The following is a 15,188-nucleotide window of genomic DNA, read 5'->3' on the forward strand; positions in this document are numbered from 1 at the left end:
CCCTCAATCCTGCGTCAATTGCCGGTACAACTGCGGCAGGCGCAGGGGCAACTGCTCGGGCTGGCGAATCAGGGTGTAGCCGTTGGCGCCGAACATGTACGGCAGGTAATCCCCCGCTTCACGGTCGATGGTGATGCAGAACGGCGTCAGCCCCTGGCGCCGTGCCTCCAGCACGGCCTGGCGGGTATCTTCCACGCCGTAGCGTCCCTCGTAGAGGTCCAGGTCATTAGGCTTGCCGTCGCTGAGCAGCAACAACAATCTGCGCCGCCGCTTGCAGCCCGCCAGCCGTTGGGTGGCCTGGCGGATCGCCGCGCCCATGCGCGTGTAGTAACCGGGTTTGAGCCCCAGGATCCGGCCACGGGTGTGGTCGTCGTAGCGCTGGCCGAACGCCTTGAGCTCATGCAGGCGCACTTGCTGGCGGCGCAGCGAGGAAAACCCGTACAAGGCAAAGTCGTCCCCCAGCACCGCGAGGGTTTCACCGAACAGCAACAGGCTGTCGCGAATCACCTCGATCACCCGGTGCTCGTCGTTGAGGTGGGCGTCGGTGGACATCGACAGGTCGGCCAGCAGCAGGCAGGCCAGGTCGCGGCGGGTCTGGCGCTGTTCCAGGAACAGGCCGCGCTCGCTGCACTGGCCGTGCTGGCGCTCGACATGAAAATCCAGCCAGGCCTGCAGGTCCAGCTCCGAACCCTGGGTCTGCTGGCGCAGCCATTGCCGATCGTTGCGCAGGTGTTCGAACTGGCGCCGCAGTCGCTGGGCTGAAGGCCGCAGGCGTGCCGGCAACGGCTGGGCCTCGCAGTCGCGGGGCACAAAGGTCTGCACGCTGACGAAATCGGTTTGCAGGTGCTGTTTGCGGTAATCCCATTCCGGCAACAGGATGCCTTCACCGAGGGGAAGGTCATCCACGTCGGCGGGCGGCAGGTCAAGGTGCAGTTTCAGGCCACCGCCCTTGCGCAACCGGGTGCGCGACAAGGTCAGGTGGTCCAGGTCTTCGGCCACGCGGGCAGCGTCCGGGTCTTCGCGGTCATCCGCCCAGCGATCCAGGTCCACGTGTTCGGTCCAGCTGAACAGGTTTTCCAGGCGAACGATCAACAGCCCGCCGTCGCGGCTGCTGTCGTCGATTCGTTCGGCACGCTTGCGGCCGCCCTGCTGCTCCCCGGGTGGCGTCGCCAGGTACTGCTCGGACTCTTCGAGATTGGCCGCCTGGGGATCGGCCAGCGACTGGGGTGGGTACAGCCACAGCGGCAACGGCCAGACCGCCCGTTCACTGCGCGGAAAATGCTCGACACTGCCGGGGTCGCGCAACGCCTGGCAGACCGCGCGCTCCAGGGCGGCCTCGGCGCTGTTGAGCGTGGCAGGATCGGGCCGCAGGGACAGGTGCGCGTCCACCAGCCGCCGGTACCGCACGGCCATGGCCGGGTAGCGCTGCAGCACGGCCTGGGTCCAGCGCTGGTTGTCCCGCCCCCAATGCCGCATCTCTCCCGCCTGCGCCGCCAGCAGCGCAAGCCAGCGGTACAGCTCTTCATTCAGTGCAGCGTCGGGAAAGGTCGCCAGGCTCGCCGGCAGACGTAGATTGTCGCCATCGCACCAGGCCAAAGGCACCTGCTTGCAGGTACCGGCAATCTGTTGCAGCAGGCTGCGCCGCAGCAGCAAGTCACGTTCGCTGACGGCTTGCACCCCCAGGTGACGAGCCCCGCCCGTGGCGCGAAGCATCACATGCAGCGCGCGTTGCCGGGGCATCAGCGCCACCTGTGCCTCGGGAAAATCGACACTGGCGCGGCGGGTGATGAACCGGTGCCAGACACTGCCGACCCATTCTTCCAGCTCAAGGGTAAAGGCCATGGTTGTCCTCCTTTCAAGCCGAATCCATTGTGGCGAGGGGGGTTATTCCCTCACCACACATGCGTTCGGCTTAGTCGTTGTGGCGACTCATGACGGCACCACGGCGGCCGGTGCACGCAGGGCGGCACGACCACGCTGACGGAAGCTGAGCAGGTAGCACAGCAGCCCCAGCAGGAAACCGACGCCACTGATCAGACGCGCCCAGAACAACGGCCGCAGGTGATCCATCGTCGCCATGAAGGGCAAGGCACTGCCGTCCACCGCCCAGCGTTGCAACCACACTTGCACGACACCTGCGGCGGTGAGGAACAAGGTGATCATCACCATCGACAGGGTCATCAGCCAGAAGCCCCAGATTTCCAGTTTCTGCGAACGCTCGTCGGCCGCCTCCCCCAACCCGCGCAAGCGTGGCATGGCGTAGCTGATCAAGGTCATCACGATCATCGCGTAGGCCCCGTAGAAAGCCAGGTGGCCGTGGGCCGCGGTCAGTTGCGAACCGTGGGTGTAGTAGTTCACGGGCGCCAAGGTATGCAGGAAGCCCCAGACACCGGCACCGAAGAACGCGGTGACCGTGGTGCCCTTGGCCCACAGCGTGGCGGCGCGGTTGGGGTGATGACGACGACGGTTGCGCACCATGCTGAAGGCGAAGATCACCATGGCCAGGAACGGCAGCGGTTCCATCGCCGAGAAGATCGAACCGACCCACAACCAGACCTGCGGCGCGCCGATCCAGAAGAAATGGTGACCCGTGCCGATGATGCCGGTGATCAACGCCATGGCGATGATCACGTAGAGCCATTTTTCCACCACTTCGCGGTCCACGCCGGTGATCTTGATCAACACGAAGGCGAGCATCGACCCCATGATCAGTTCCCAGACGCCTTCGACCCAGAGATGCACCACCCACCACCAGTAGTATTTGTCGCGGGCGAGGTTTTCCGGGTTGTAGAAGGAGAACAGGAAGAACACCGCGAGGCCGATCAAGCCGGTCATCATGACCATGCTGACGGTGGTCTTGCGGCCCTTGAGCAGGGTCATGCCGATGTTGTAGAGGAACCCCAGGCAAACCACCACGATGCCCATCTTGGTGATGGTGGGTTGCTCAAGGAACTCACGGCCCATGGTCGGCAACAGGTCGTTGCCGGTGATTTTCGCCAGGGTCGCATACGGCACCGACAGATAGCCCAGGATCGTCATCACCCCGGCGGCGGCAAACACCCAGAACAGCACCAGCGCCAGTTTCGGGCTGTGCAGTTCGCGATCGGCCTCCTCCGGTATCAGGTAGTACGCCGCGCCCATGAAGCCGAACAGCAGCCAGACGATCAGCAGGTTGGTGTGGACCATGCGGGCCACGTTGAAGGGGATCAGCGGGAACAGGAAGTCGCCGACCACGTATTGCAAGCCCATGATCAAACCAAACAGGACCTGCCCCAGGAACAGCATCAGGGCAAACACGAAATAGGGTTTGGCAACGGCCTGCGAGGCGAATTTCAGATGCGGATTAGCCATGCTCATCTCTCAGCCCTCCTTGTTTGGCGGCCAGCCATTGGTGTTGATTTTCGAACTCCACTTGAGGAACTCGGCGATGTCGTCGACCTCCTGTTCGCTCAAGTTGAATTGCGGCATGGCCCGGCGACCGGGCACGCCCAGCGGCTGCATTTTCATCCACGCGTGCAGGAACGGCTTGAACGCCTCATCGCCGCCGCGGCGGTTGACCACATTGCCCAGCTCCGGCGCGAAGTACGCGCCCTCGCCCAGCAGCGTATGGCAGCCGATGCAGTTGTTGCGCTCCCAGACGCCCTTGCCGCGAATCACCGATTCGGTCAACTGCGCCTGGTTGCTGCGTTCTGGAAAGGTCTGTTCCGTGTGGTAGGTCAGGGCCAGGAATATCAGGAAAAAGAACACGCTTCCCCCGAAGTAAATATTCCTGGCCATGCCTTTGGTGAAGGTATCTGACATGGTCACTTCCTCATTGCTTGGCGTGTTCATTCTAGGAAGCGAGCCCCTCGAAACCGCTTGATGGCGATCAAGAATCTCCGATGGTTTTGGTGGGTTGTTCCGGCACAGTCCGAAAGACAGGCAAGCTTTTGTGGCGAGGGAGCTTGCTCCCTCGCCACAATGGGAGGTGCGCCGGGATTCAGATCGTGCGAGAGATGACGATCCCTATAACGGTCGCCAGCAACGCAGCCCAGCTCAACACCAGCCGCCGCCACAATCGCGGCGCGTGGCGCAGCTCCATGAAGCCGTCGGCGATCAGCCAGGCCTTGGTCACCGCGACCACCAGGATGGCGATGGACACCAGCCCGGTCGCCGCGATCTGGCCCAGGGCAACGGTGCCGGCGCTCAACACGGCCAGCGTCATCCAGCAGGCGATCAGGACACGGGAAGCCGACATGAGCACCTCCGCTCAATCAAGGATGTAGACAACCGGGAACAGCAGCACCCAGACCAGATCGACCATGTGCCAATACAGCACGCCGGATTCCAGCCCACTGTTGCGCTGCGCCCGATAGCGACGTCGCCGACACCCCTCGGCCAGCCAGGCGAGGATCACCATGCCCAGCAACACATGGAGAAAGTGAAACGCGGTGAGGATCCAGTACAACGTGAAGAATGTGTTGTGCTCCATCCCCAGGCCGTTCGCCAACAGATGGGCGTACTCCGTGAGCTTGATCCCCACATAGCCGCAGGCGAGCAGCAATGCCACGCACAGCAGCCGTGCGGCGTGACGCGGCCGGTCGCGCCTGACCTGCTCCTGGGCCAGCGCGGCGAACAGCCCGGCGGTGAGCAGGCTGAGGGTCATCGCCAGGCCCGTGGAGCGATCCAGCAGATGACGGCCTTCGCTGAACGTCTGTGGGTCCAGCGCCTGGGCGACGGTGAACGCCAGGATCAGCAGCGCGAACACCGACAATTCGGCGAGGATGAAAAACCACATCGCCAGGTCCCCCGGCAAACGCCGGGGCGTGGCCGGGGTTTCAGCCGAAGTGGACATCGACCACTTCCATCAGCGCGGCAACCGTCTGCGGGTCGTCGCTCAAGGGCTCGGCCAGGCAAGCCAGGCAGGCCTGGCGCGGGTCCATCCCGGCGCCGATCATGCGCGCGGCAAAAATCAGCAGGCGCGTGGAAGCCACCTCCTCCAGGTCGTGCTGGTCGAGTCGGCGCAGCGCCTGCCCCAAGCGCACCACCTGGGCCGCCAGCGGCAACTGCACGCCGGCCTCGCGAGCGACGATGCGCTCTTCATCGGCGACCGCTGGATAGTCAAAGCGCATCGCCACGAAACGCTGGCGAGTGCTGGGCTTCATGCCTTTGAGCAGGTTCTGGTAACCGGGGTTGTACGACACCACCAGCATGAACGATGGCGGCGCCTGGAGCACTTCCCCGGTGCGCTCCAGGTACAACTGCCGACGATCATCGGCCAGCGGGTGCAGCACCACGGCCGTGTCCTGCCGCGCCTCGACCACCTCGTCGAGGTAGCAGATGCCGCCCTCGCGCACGGCGCGGGTCAGGGGGCCGTCCTGCCACCACGTGCCCTGGGCGCCGATCAGGTGACGGCCCACCAGGTCGGCGGCGCTCAGGTCATCGTGGCAGGCCACGGTGTACAGCGGCAGTTTCAAGCGATGGGCCATGTGCTGGACGAAGCGGGTCTTGCCACAACCGGTGGGGCCTTTGATCAACACCGGCATGCGGTGCTGCCAGGCCTGCTCGAACAGCGCCTGCTCGTTGTCCTGGGGTTGGTAGAAGGGTTCGTCCGGCTGTTGCAGAGAGTGGATGGCGTTCATGACAGGACCTGATCAGGCAACTCGATTGCCGCCCACGCTACGGGGCCCTGCGACAACCTGGCAAGGGCTGCGGCGGGCAAACTTGATCGCCGTCAAGCGATCAAGCACCGGCCTGGGCATAGCCTTGCAGGGCACCCAGAACCTGCGCGCCGAACGCCTGTTACGGCACACCATGCAGGTCATGCCTGAGGAGAAATGGAATGCTGATCAGCCACAAAAAATCGTGGGTCTTGAGGGTCGGGGCGTTATGTACGGCCCTGATCGCCGCCCACGCCTTTGCCAACGACCCCGCGCCGGACCAGCCGCGCCTGGTCAAGACCGAAGGGGCGCCCGACATGAGCCAGGCCGACTTCGACGCGGCCAAGGAAATCTACTTCCAGCGCTGCGCCGGCTGCCATGGCGTGCTGCGCAAAGGCGCCACCGGCAAGCCCCTGACACCGGACATCACCCAGGCCCGTGGCCAGGCCTACCTGGAGGCGCTGATCACCTACGGCTCGGCCGCCGGCATGCCGAACTGGGGCACCTCCAATGCGCTGACCAAAGAACAGATCACGACGATGGCCAAGTTCGTCCAGCACACCCCGCCGACACCACCGGAATGGGGAATGGCCGAGACCCTCAAGACCTGGAAAGTGCTGGTCAAGCCTGAAGACCGCCCGACCCGGCAACTCAATACCCTCAACCTGCAGAACCTGTTCTCGGTGACCCTGCGTGACGATGGCAAGATCGCCCTGGTGGACGGCGACAGCAAGAAGATCGTCAAGCTGATCGACACCGGTTATGCGGTGCACATCTCGCGTATCTCGGCGTCCGGGCGTTACCTGCTGGTGATCGGCCGGGACGCCAAGATCGACATGATCGACCTGTGGCCGAAAGAGCCGACCAAGGTCGCGGAAATCAAAGTGGGCATCGAAGCCCGTTCGGTGGAAACCTCCAAGTTCAAGGGCTACGAAGACAAGTACACCATCGCCGGTTCCTACTGGCCGCCGCAGTTCACCATCATGGACGGCGAGACCCTGGAGCCGAAGCAGATCGTCTCGACCCGCGGCATGACCGTCGACACCCAGCAGTACCACCCCGAACCACGCGTGGCGGCCATCATCGCCTCTCACGAATGGCCGGAGTTCATCGTCAACGTCAAGGAAACCGGCAAGGTGATGCTGGTCAATTACCAGGACATCAAGAACCTCACCATCACCAGCATCGACGCTGCGCCGTTCCTTCATGACGGCGGTTGGGACAGCAGCCATCGCTACTTCATGACGGCCGCCAACAACTCCAACAAGGTCGCGGTGATCGACTCCAAGGAGCGCAAGCTCACCGCCCTGGTGGACGTCGGCAAGACCCCGCACCCGGGACGCGGCGCCAACTTCAACCACCCACTCTATGGGCCGGTGTGGGCCACCAGTCACCTGGGCGATGCCGGCGTCTCGCTGATCGGCACCGACCCGGTCAATCACCCGCAATACGCCTGGAAACAGGTCGGTTCGCTGCAAGGCCAGGGTGGCGGTTCGCTGTTCATCAAGACGCACCCCGAGTCCCGGCACCTGTACGTCGACACCACCTTGAGCCCCGACGCCAAGCTCAGCCAGTCGGTGGCCGTGTTCAACATCGACAAGCTCGATGCCGGTTACACCGTGCTGCCGATTGCCGAATACGCCGGCATCAAGAAAGGCGCCCTGCGCGTGGTGCAACCGGAATACAACAAGGCCGGCGATGAGGTCTGGTTCTCGGTCTGGAGCGGCCAGGACGACGAGTCGGCCCTGGTGGTGATCGACGACAAGACCCTCAAGGTCAAGAACGTGATCAAGGACAAGCGCCTGATCACGCCCACCGGCAAATTCAACGTCTACAACACCCAACACGACATCTATTGAGCTCCATCAATAAGAGGAAAAACCATGAAGCCTATTCTGATCGCACTGGCCCTGACAGCGGCCGCCAGCCTGCAACCGGCCCTGGCCGAAGACGGTCCGACGCTGTTCAAGAGCAAGCCCTGCGCGGCCTGTCACTCCATCGACACCAAGGTAGTGGGCCCGGCCCTCAAGGACGTCGCAGCGAAGAACGCCAACGTGCCCGGAGCCCAGGACGTGCTTGCCAAGCACATCAAGGAAGGTACGCAAGGCAACTGGGGCCCCATGCCGATGCCGGCCAACCCGGTGACTGAAGAAGAAGCCAAGACCCTGGCTGCGTGGGTCTTGACCCTCAAGTAACCCCACAAGACCCGTGGCGAGGGAGCTTGCTCCCGCTGGGCTGCAAAGCAGCCCCAATCACAACCTGACGACTCAGTGTGTCAGGCCAACCCTGGGGGGCTGCTGCGCAGCCCAGCGGGAGCAAGCTCCCTCGCCACGGGACCGTACACCGCTTTAATTCAGGAGGCGTCATGGAACGACACAGCTCAACAACCCTGATGACCGCCCTGCTCCTCGGTTTTTCCATCGGCGCGCAGGCCTCTCCCGACCCGCAGCGTCAAGCCCAACTGCAACACCTGCTGGACCAGGACTGTGGCGCCTGCCACGGCCTGTACCTGACCGGCGGCCTCGGTCCACCGCTGACCCACGCCGCGCTGGCCGGAAAGTCCCGCGACAGCCTCATTGCCACCGTCACCCTGGGTCGCCCCGGCAGCGCCATGCCTGGCTGGGCACCCCTGCTCGGCCCCGACGACATCCGCTGGCTGGTGGACCGGCTTCTTCAAGGAAAACCTGCCTCATGATCCGTTCATTGCTGACTTCATCGGCCCTCGCCCTGCTGCTCTGTGCCTGCACCCAGGCACCGCTTCGCGGCACCGGCGACCTGGGCGTGGTGGTCGAACGCGCCACGGGCAGCCTGCAAATCATCGAAAGCGATACCCGCACCGCCCTCGCCCGCGTCGAAGGCCTGGGCGACCTGTCCCACGCCTCGGTGGTGTTCTCCCGCGACCAACGCTATGCCTACGTGTTCGGGCGGGACGGCGGCTTGAGCAAGGTCGACCTGCTGACCGCGCGCATCGAGCGACGCATCGTCCAGGGCGGCAACAGCATCGGCGGCGCGATCAGCCAGGACGGCAAGCTGATCGCCGTCTCAAACTACGAGCCTGGCGGTGTCAAGGTGTTCGATGCCGCCACCCTGGACCAGGTCGCCGACATTCCCGCCACGCCATTGCCTGGCGGGGACAAGCGCTCACGCGTGGTCGGCTTGGTGGATGCGCCGGGGCAGCGCTTCGTGTTCAGCCTGTTCGACACCGGCGAAATCTGGACGGCCGACTTCAGCCAGGGCCTCAACCCGCGCATCGAGCGTTTCACCGGCATCGGCCAGCAACCCTACGACGCACTGATCTCCCCGGACGGGCGCTACTACATGGCCGGGTTGTTCGGCGAAGACGGCATGGCCCAACTCGACCTGTGGCATCCGGAGCGCGGCGTAAAACGCGTACTGGGGCACTACGGACGCGGCCAGGCCCGGCTGCCGGTGTACAAGATGCCTCACCTGGAAGGCTGGGCCATCGCCGACCAGCAAGCCTTCGTGCCCGCCGTCGGCCATCACCAGGTGCTGGTGATGGATGCTCGCGACTGGCGACAGACCGACGCCATCGCGGTGGGCGGACAACCGGTGTTCGTCACTGCGCGTCCGGACGGCCGGCAGCTGTGGGTCAACTTCGCCTACCCGGACAACGACCGCGTCCAGGTCATCGACACCCAGACCCACGCCATTGTCGCGGACCTGCGACCAGGGCCTGCGGTGCTGCACATGGAGTTCACCGCCCGGGGAGACCAACTGTGGCTGTCGGCCCGGGATGGTGGCGACGTGCAGGTCTGGGACCCCTATCGGCTTGAACGCCTGGGCCGCTTGCCCGCCCTGAGCCCCAGCGGCATTTTCTTCAGCAGCCGCGCGCACAAACCGGGGTATTGAGCATGACCGCGAACCCCTTGGCCCGGCGCCTGATCGATCGTTTCCAGCATGGCCTGCCGTTGTGCGCCGAACCTTACCGGGCCATGGCCGAGGCCTTGGGCTGCACCCAGGCCCAGGTGCTCGATTGCTTGCAGTCCCTGCACCAGGCCGGCGCGTTATCGCGGATCGGCCCGGTGTTCGAACACACCCGCGCCGGGGCCAGCACCCTCGCCGCCCTGGCGGTGCCCGAAGACCGCCTGCATCAGGTCGCATCGCGTATCAGCCAGTACCCGGAAGTCAATCACAACTACGCACGCGAACACCGCTACAACCTGTGGTTCGTGCTGACCGGTCCGAACCGTGCCCACCTGGACACCATTCTCCAGGAGCTGGAGCACGACACCGGCCTGACGCCCCTGGACCTGCCCATGCTGACCGCCTACCGCATCGACCTGGGCTTTGCCCTGGAGGCCTCCCATGCAAAACCCCTTGAGTGAGCAACAGTCGCTGGCGCTGCGCCGCGCACTGGAAACCGGACTGCCGTTGACACCGCGCCCGTTCCAGGCCCTGGCCGAACAGATCCAGGCCAGTGAACAGCAGGTTCTCGACCAGGTGCAGCATTGGCACGAACAGGGGCTGTTCCGGCGCGTCGGGCTGGTGGTCAATCACCGCGCCCTGGGGTTCACCGCCAATGCCATGCTGGTGCTGGACGTGCCGGACGCCCTGGTCGACGAGGTCGGTCGGCGCCTCGGCCAGGCCGCGGGCATCAGCCTGTGCTACCAACGCCCGCGGCGCTTGCCCCAATGGCAGTACAACCTGTTCTGCATGATCCACGGGCGCCAGCGTGACCGTGTCGAGGCCCAGGTCCAGGCGCTGCTGGCCGAGCAGTTGCTGGACGACCTGCCTCATCAACTGCTGTTCAGCACGCACCTGTTCAAACAATGCGGCGGGCGCTTCGCCCCACCCGTGGGAGCACGGATCGATGGATGACCTGGATCGACGCCTGATCAACCGCCTGCAATTGGGCCTGCCGCTGGTGCGCCATCCCTGGCAGGAACTGGCCTGCGAACTGGGCAGCAGCGCAACCGAACTGCTCGACCGCTTGCACGAACTGCTCAACGACGGCGTTCTCACGCGCTTCGGCCCGATGTTCGACATCGATCGCCTGGGCGGCGCCTTCACCCTGGCAGCGCTGGCGGTGCCCGAAGCCCGCTTCGACGCCATCGCCGAGCTGCTCGCGGACATGCCCGAGGTGGCCCACAACTACCGGCGCGAACACAGCTGGAACATGTGGTTCGTGCTGGCCTGCCCCAGTGAACAGGCGATCCACGACAGCCTGCTGCGGATCGAACGCCTGACCGGCCTGGTGCCGCTGAACCTGCCCAAAGAGGAGACCTACCATGTCGGCCTGTATTTCCCCCTCTGAGTCGCACCTGGACGCACCACCTGACCAGGCTGAAACCTCCCTGGCGCTGCGCCTGGTGGAGCTGACCCAGGAAGGCCTGCCATTGCTCGAAGACCCGTGGAGCTGGCTGGCCGAGCAGTTGGGCCTGAGCGTGGAGTCGACCCTCGACCTGCTCAAGCGCTTGCAGGCCGAAGGCGCGATCCGGCGCATTGCCGCCGTGCCCAATCACTACCGCCTGGGCTACCGCCACAACGGCATGACGGTCTGGGACGTGGCCGACGCCGACATGCCGCGCCTCGGTGCGCTGCTGGGCGCCCAGCCCTTCGTCAGCCACTGCTATCGGCGCCCGCGCCGGCCTGGCTGGCGCTACAACCTGTTCGCCATGGTCCACGGCCGCAGCCGCGAGGAAATCGACAGCTACCGCGATCACCTGCGCTACCTGCTGGGGGACGCCTGTCGCGCCGATGACATGCTGGTGAGCAGCCGGATCCTGAAAAAAACCGGCCTGCGCCTGTCGCCTGGCACACGCTGAGCCCGCGTCGACTCAAGGAGCGTTTTATGTTGAGGATCAGCCACTACCTGCGCGCCCTGGCCGGCCACTGCCCGGCTCCGCGCACCGTGCCACCGGGCAGCCTGAGGCCGCCCGTGGTGATCTGGAACCTGCTCAGGCGCTGCAACCTGACCTGCAAGCACTGCTACGCCACGTCCGCCGACAGTGTGTTTCGCGATGAGCTGGACACCCCGGCGGCGCTCCAGGTCATCGACGACCTGCATGACGCTGGCGTGCGTGTGCTGATCCTTTCGGGCGGCGAACCGTTGCTGCGCGATGACCTGTTCCAGCTCTGCGCCTACGCCCGCGACAAGGGTTTCTTTCTCGCCCTGTCCAGCAACGGCACGCTGATCGACGCCGACAACATCCAGCAGATCGGCGCGGCGCAGTTCGACTACGTCGGCATCAGCATCGACGGCCTGGAGGCCACCCACGATGCCTTCCGCCAGCTCAAGGGCAGTTTCGCCCGCTCCATGGCGGCCATCCGGCTGTGCCGCGAGCAAGGGATCCGGGTCGGCCTGCGCACCACCCTCACCCAGCAGAACCACGCCCAGTTGCCCCGGTTGCTGGACCTGATGAACGAATACGACGTGCAGAAATTCTACCTGTCGCACCTCAACTACAGCGGCCGGGGCAAGCGCAGCCGCAAACTCGACGCCCACCAACAGATGAGCCGCGAGGCCATGACCCTGATCTTCGAGCGGGCCTGGCGCGACATCGAGCAGGGGCACGACAGCGACTTCGTCAGCGGCAATAACGACGCCGATGCCATCTTGCTGCTGCAATGGGTCGGCCGCCGGTTGCCCCAGCACTACGCCGCGCTGGAGCAGATGCTGCGGGCCTGGGGCGGCAACGCGTCGGGCAGCGGCATTGCCAATATCGACAACACCGGCGAGGTCCACCCCGACACCTACTGGTGGCAGCACTCGGTGGGCAATGTCCGCCAGACCCCGTTCAAGACGCTCTGGCTCGACCGCCCCGACGCCTTGCTGCACAAGCTGCGTGAACATCCACGGGCCGTAGGCGGCCGCTGTGGGCAATGCCGCTGGCTGGCCATCTGCAACGGCAATACCCGCACCCGCGCCTGGGCCGACGGCGACCTGTGGGGCCAGGACCCCGGTTGCCACCTCAGCGACGACGAAATCGGCCTGCACGCCATTCCCAGCGTTGCCCTGCCTGTCGCTCGCTGAGCCAACGGCGAACATGCTACCGAACCAAGGAAGTCCCATGCCTGCCCCCATCGTTCTACCCGTTGCCCTGCAATCGCCATTCAGACCGGGGGAAGTCGCCCTGGTCGGTGCCGGCCCCGGTGACCCGGGCCTGCTCACGTTGCGTGCCTGGAGCCTGTTGATGCAGGCCGATGCCGTGGTCTATGACCGCCTGATCAGCCCGCAACTGCTGGGCCTGATTCCCCTGACTTGCGCCCGGCACTACGTGGGCAAGGCCGCCGGCTGTCACAGCCTGCCCCAGGCGCAGATCAACGAACTGCTGGCCGACCTGGCCGACCAGGGCCAACGCGTGGTCCGGCTCAAGGGCGGCGACCCGTTCATCTTCGGCCGTGGCGCCGAAGAACTGGAATACCTGCTGGCCCGGGGCATCGATTGCCAGGTGGTGCCCGGCATCACCGCCGCGGCCGGTTGCACGGCCTACGCCGGCATCCCCCTGACACACCGGGATTTCGTCAATTCCTGCCGGTTCATCACCGGCCACCTGCAACGCGAAGGCGATCTGGACCTGCCCTGGCAAAGCCTGGCGGATGATAGCCAGACCCTGGTGTTCTACATGGGCCTGTCGAACCTGGGCACCATCGCCACGCGGTTGATCGAGGCCGGCCTGGCCGGCCGGACCCCGGCGGCATTGATCTGCAATGGCACGCGTCCCGACCAGCAAGTGCTACGCGGTACCGTCGAGCAACTGCCGAGCATGGCCCAGGCCTGCGCCGAAGGCCTGCCGACCCTGACCGTGATCGGCAAGGTGGTCGACTTGTTCGCCCATCAGCCGCTGCACCATCCGGCACACCTTCACCCCGTGGCACAGGCCCGGACCGCTGCCGCGAAGGTGGCGCTGTGAAGCGCTGGTGGTGGTTGCCCTGGCTGTGGATCGGCGCGGCCCAGGGCGCCGTCGCCACGGCTCCCGACCTGGACCAGGCCGAACGTAACTACCAACAGCACTGCCAGCAGTGCCACGGTGTAAACCGCATCGGTGGCGCCGGGCCGGCGCTGTTGCCCCAGAGCCTGAGCCGGATCAAGCCTGACGAGATCCGCGAGGTCATCACCCAGGGGCGTCCGGCCAGCCAGATGGCGGCGTTCGGCGGCGTGCTCGATGCCGCGCAGATCGAGGGCCTGGTGCAGTACCTCCAGCGTCCCCCCGCGGTCGAGCCGCGCTGGGACGAGGATGACATTCGCCGCAGCCATCGGGTGCTCGAAGACCTCGCCAGCCTGCCGACCACCCCCCAGCACAAGGCCGACCCACTGAACCTGTTCGTGGTAGTGGAAGCGGGTGACCATCACGTCGATGTCGTCGACGGTGACCGTTTCGAGGTGCTGGCCCGCTTCGCTTCGCACTTCGCGGTACACGGTGGGCCGAAATTTTCTCCCGACGGACGCTTCGTCTACCTCGCCTCCCGGGACGGCTGGATCAGCCTGTACGACCTGCACAACCTCAAGCTGATCGCCGAAGTGCGGGCCGGCCTCAATACCCGCAACCTGGCGGTGAGCAAGGACGGGCGCTGGGTGCTGGTGGGCAACTACCTGCCCGGCAGCCTGGCGGTGCTGGACGCCCGGGACCTGTCGCTGGTCAAGACCATCGCCACCCTGGGCCGGGACGGACAGGCGTCACGGGTGAGCGCGGTGTACACCGCCCCGCCCCGCAACAGCTTCATCGTCGCCTTGAAGGATGTGAAGGAGGTCTGGGAGCTGCCCACCGGTCCGAACCCGGATTTCGTGCCGAGGCGCATCGACGCCGAGGATTACCTGGATGACTTTTCCTTCTCGCCGGATTACCGGCAGTTGCTCGCCACCTCGCGCAAGGCCCAGGGCGGACAGGTGATCGACCTCGACAATGGCCGGGTGGTCACCGACATTGCCCTGCCGGGCATGCCGCACCTGGGCTCGGGCACCTATTGGCGGCGTGACGGCCACTGGGTGCTCGCAACGCCGAACATCAGCAAAGGGCTGATTTCGGTGATCGACCTCGACACCTGGAAAGTCATCAAGCAGATCCCGACCCTGGGGCCGGGCTTCTTCCTGCGCAGCCACGCCAATTCGCGCTACGCCTGGACCGACGTTTTCTTCGGCCCCGATAACGATGCCATCCACCTGATCGACAAACAGACCCTGGAAATCGCCCACACCCTGCGCCCCGTGCCCGGCAAGACCGCCGCCCACGTCGAATTCACCCGCGACGGACGCTACCTGCTGCTGAGCATCTGGGCCACCGATGGGGCGCTGATCGTCTACGACAGCAACACCCTCCAGGAGATCAAGCGCCTGCCCATGAACAAGCCTTCAGGCAAGTACAACGTGGGGAACAAGATCGAGTTTGCCGAGGGGACGTCTCACTGAAAAAAGGGGGCTGATGCGCAGCCCCCAATATCAATCAGCCTCAGGGCCGCTTCGCGCCCCGGCGGGAGCAAGCTCCCTCGCCACAAAAGTAGCGTTCGACTGCATTTTTGAATACGGATGCAATCCTGTGGCGAGGGAGCTTGCTCCCGCTGGACTGCGCAGCAGTCCCAAAACCGACCTCA

At 65.1% G+C, this 15,188-nt stretch carries 17 protein-coding genes; 11 read left to right on the forward strand and 6 right to left on the reverse strand.

Translation table 11 applies throughout. From position 1 onward, the window contains the following. Positions 1-3: 3 nt before the first annotated feature. From AD664_RS05045 to AD664_RS05070, 6 genes are all read right to left on the reverse strand, one after another. Positions 4-1,842: a nitric oxide reductase activation protein NorD gene (locus AD664_RS05045; RefSeq protein ID WP_053144843.1), complete on the reverse strand. Its 1,839-nt coding sequence runs from the start codon at positions 1,840-1,842 to the stop codon at positions 4-6. A gap of 87 nt (positions 1,843-1,929) precedes the next feature. Beyond that, on the reverse strand, positions 1,930-3,357 hold the full coding sequence (locus AD664_RS05050) for a cbb3-type cytochrome c oxidase subunit I (protein ID WP_053144845.1): 1,428 nt from the start codon (positions 3,355-3,357) through the stop codon (positions 1,930-1,932). Positions 3,358-3,360: 3 nt separating this feature from the next. After that, positions 3,361-3,801, reverse strand: a complete 441-nt coding sequence (locus AD664_RS05055; protein ID WP_042732967.1) for a cytochrome c — start codon at positions 3,799-3,801, stop codon at positions 3,361-3,363. A gap of 178 nt (positions 3,802-3,979) precedes the next feature. After that, complete coding sequence (locus AD664_RS05060; protein ID WP_053144847.1) at positions 3,980-4,237, reverse strand: cytochrome C oxidase subunit IV family protein; 258 nt, start codon at positions 4,235-4,237, stop codon at positions 3,980-3,982. Positions 4,238-4,249: 12 nt separating this feature from the next. Then, positions 4,250-4,834, reverse strand: a complete 585-nt coding sequence (locus AD664_RS05065; RefSeq protein WP_053144849.1) for a cytochrome c oxidase subunit 3 — start codon at positions 4,832-4,834, stop codon at positions 4,250-4,252. After that, positions 4,818-5,621: a CbbQ/NirQ/NorQ/GpvN family protein gene (locus tag AD664_RS05070; RefSeq protein WP_053144851.1), complete on the reverse strand. Its 804-nt coding sequence runs from the start codon at positions 5,619-5,621 to the stop codon at positions 4,818-4,820. Before AD664_RS05070 ends, AD664_RS05065 begins: the two co-directional genes overlap by 17 nt. A 335-nt stretch (positions 5,622-5,956) precedes the next feature. On the opposite strand from AD664_RS05070, the gene nirS reads away from it, so the two are divergent. The 11 genes from nirS (at position 5,957) to AD664_RS05125 (ending at position 15,006) form a co-directional block, all read left to right on the forward strand. Then, entirely contained in the window at positions 5,957-7,498 is a 1,542-nt protein-coding gene (gene nirS / locus AD664_RS05075; RefSeq protein WP_234408026.1) for a nitrite reductase, read from the forward strand. Between the two features lie 24 nt (positions 7,499-7,522). Then, positions 7,523-7,834, forward strand: coding sequence for a c-type cytochrome (locus AD664_RS05080; protein ID WP_042732948.1), 312 nt, complete (start codon positions 7,523-7,525; stop codon positions 7,832-7,834). Positions 7,835-8,004: 170 nt separating this feature from the next. After that, a complete protein-coding gene (locus tag AD664_RS05085) occupies positions 8,005-8,334 on the forward strand; it encodes a cytochrome c (protein WP_053144855.1) in 330 nt (109 codons plus the stop codon). Continuing rightward, positions 8,331-9,509: a cytochrome D1 domain-containing protein gene (locus AD664_RS05090; RefSeq protein WP_053144858.1), complete on the forward strand. Its 1,179-nt coding sequence runs from the start codon at positions 8,331-8,333 to the stop codon at positions 9,507-9,509. The genes AD664_RS05085 and AD664_RS05090 overlap by 4 nt, the downstream gene beginning before the upstream one ends. Positions 9,510-9,511: 2 nt before the next feature. Continuing rightward, entirely contained in the window at positions 9,512-9,985 is a 474-nt protein-coding gene (locus AD664_RS05095; RefSeq protein WP_053145048.1) for an Lrp/AsnC family transcriptional regulator, read from the forward strand. Next, positions 9,966-10,478 (forward strand): Lrp/AsnC family transcriptional regulator, encoded by a 513-nt coding sequence (locus AD664_RS05100; RefSeq protein WP_053144860.1) that lies wholly within the window; start codon positions 9,966-9,968, stop codon positions 10,476-10,478. Before AD664_RS05095 ends, AD664_RS05100 begins: the two co-directional genes overlap by 20 nt. Next, positions 10,471-10,914: an Lrp/AsnC family transcriptional regulator gene (locus AD664_RS05105; protein WP_053144861.1), complete on the forward strand. Its 444-nt coding sequence runs from the start codon at positions 10,471-10,473 to the stop codon at positions 10,912-10,914. Before AD664_RS05100 ends, AD664_RS05105 begins: the two co-directional genes overlap by 8 nt. After that, positions 10,889-11,425 carry an Lrp/AsnC family transcriptional regulator gene (locus AD664_RS05110; protein WP_047737996.1) on the forward strand — a complete coding sequence of 179 codons (537 nt, stop codon included), beginning with the start codon at positions 10,889-10,891 and terminating at the stop codon, positions 11,423-11,425. Before AD664_RS05105 ends, AD664_RS05110 begins: the two co-directional genes overlap by 26 nt. A gap of 26 nt (positions 11,426-11,451) precedes the next feature. Continuing rightward, entirely contained in the window at positions 11,452-12,633 is a 1,182-nt protein-coding gene (gene nirJ / locus AD664_RS05115) for a heme d1 biosynthesis radical SAM protein NirJ (protein ID WP_053144864.1), read from the forward strand. Between the two features lie 37 nt (positions 12,634-12,670). Further along, complete coding sequence (cobA, locus tag AD664_RS05120; protein ID WP_053144866.1) at positions 12,671-13,513, forward strand: uroporphyrinogen-III C-methyltransferase; 843 nt, start codon at positions 12,671-12,673, stop codon at positions 13,511-13,513. Further along, positions 13,510-15,006 carry a nitrite reductase gene (locus AD664_RS05125; protein WP_053144868.1) on the forward strand — a complete coding sequence of 499 codons (1,497 nt, stop codon included), beginning with the start codon at positions 13,510-13,512 and terminating at the stop codon, positions 15,004-15,006. The genes cobA and AD664_RS05125 overlap by 4 nt, the downstream gene beginning before the upstream one ends. Positions 15,007-15,188: the final 182 nt, after the last annotated feature.

This window comes from Pseudomonas sp. P97.38 (genome assembly GCF_001269745.1).
Lineage (GTDB): Bacteria > Pseudomonadota > Gammaproteobacteria > Pseudomonadales > Pseudomonadaceae > Aquipseudomonas > Aquipseudomonas chlororaphis_E.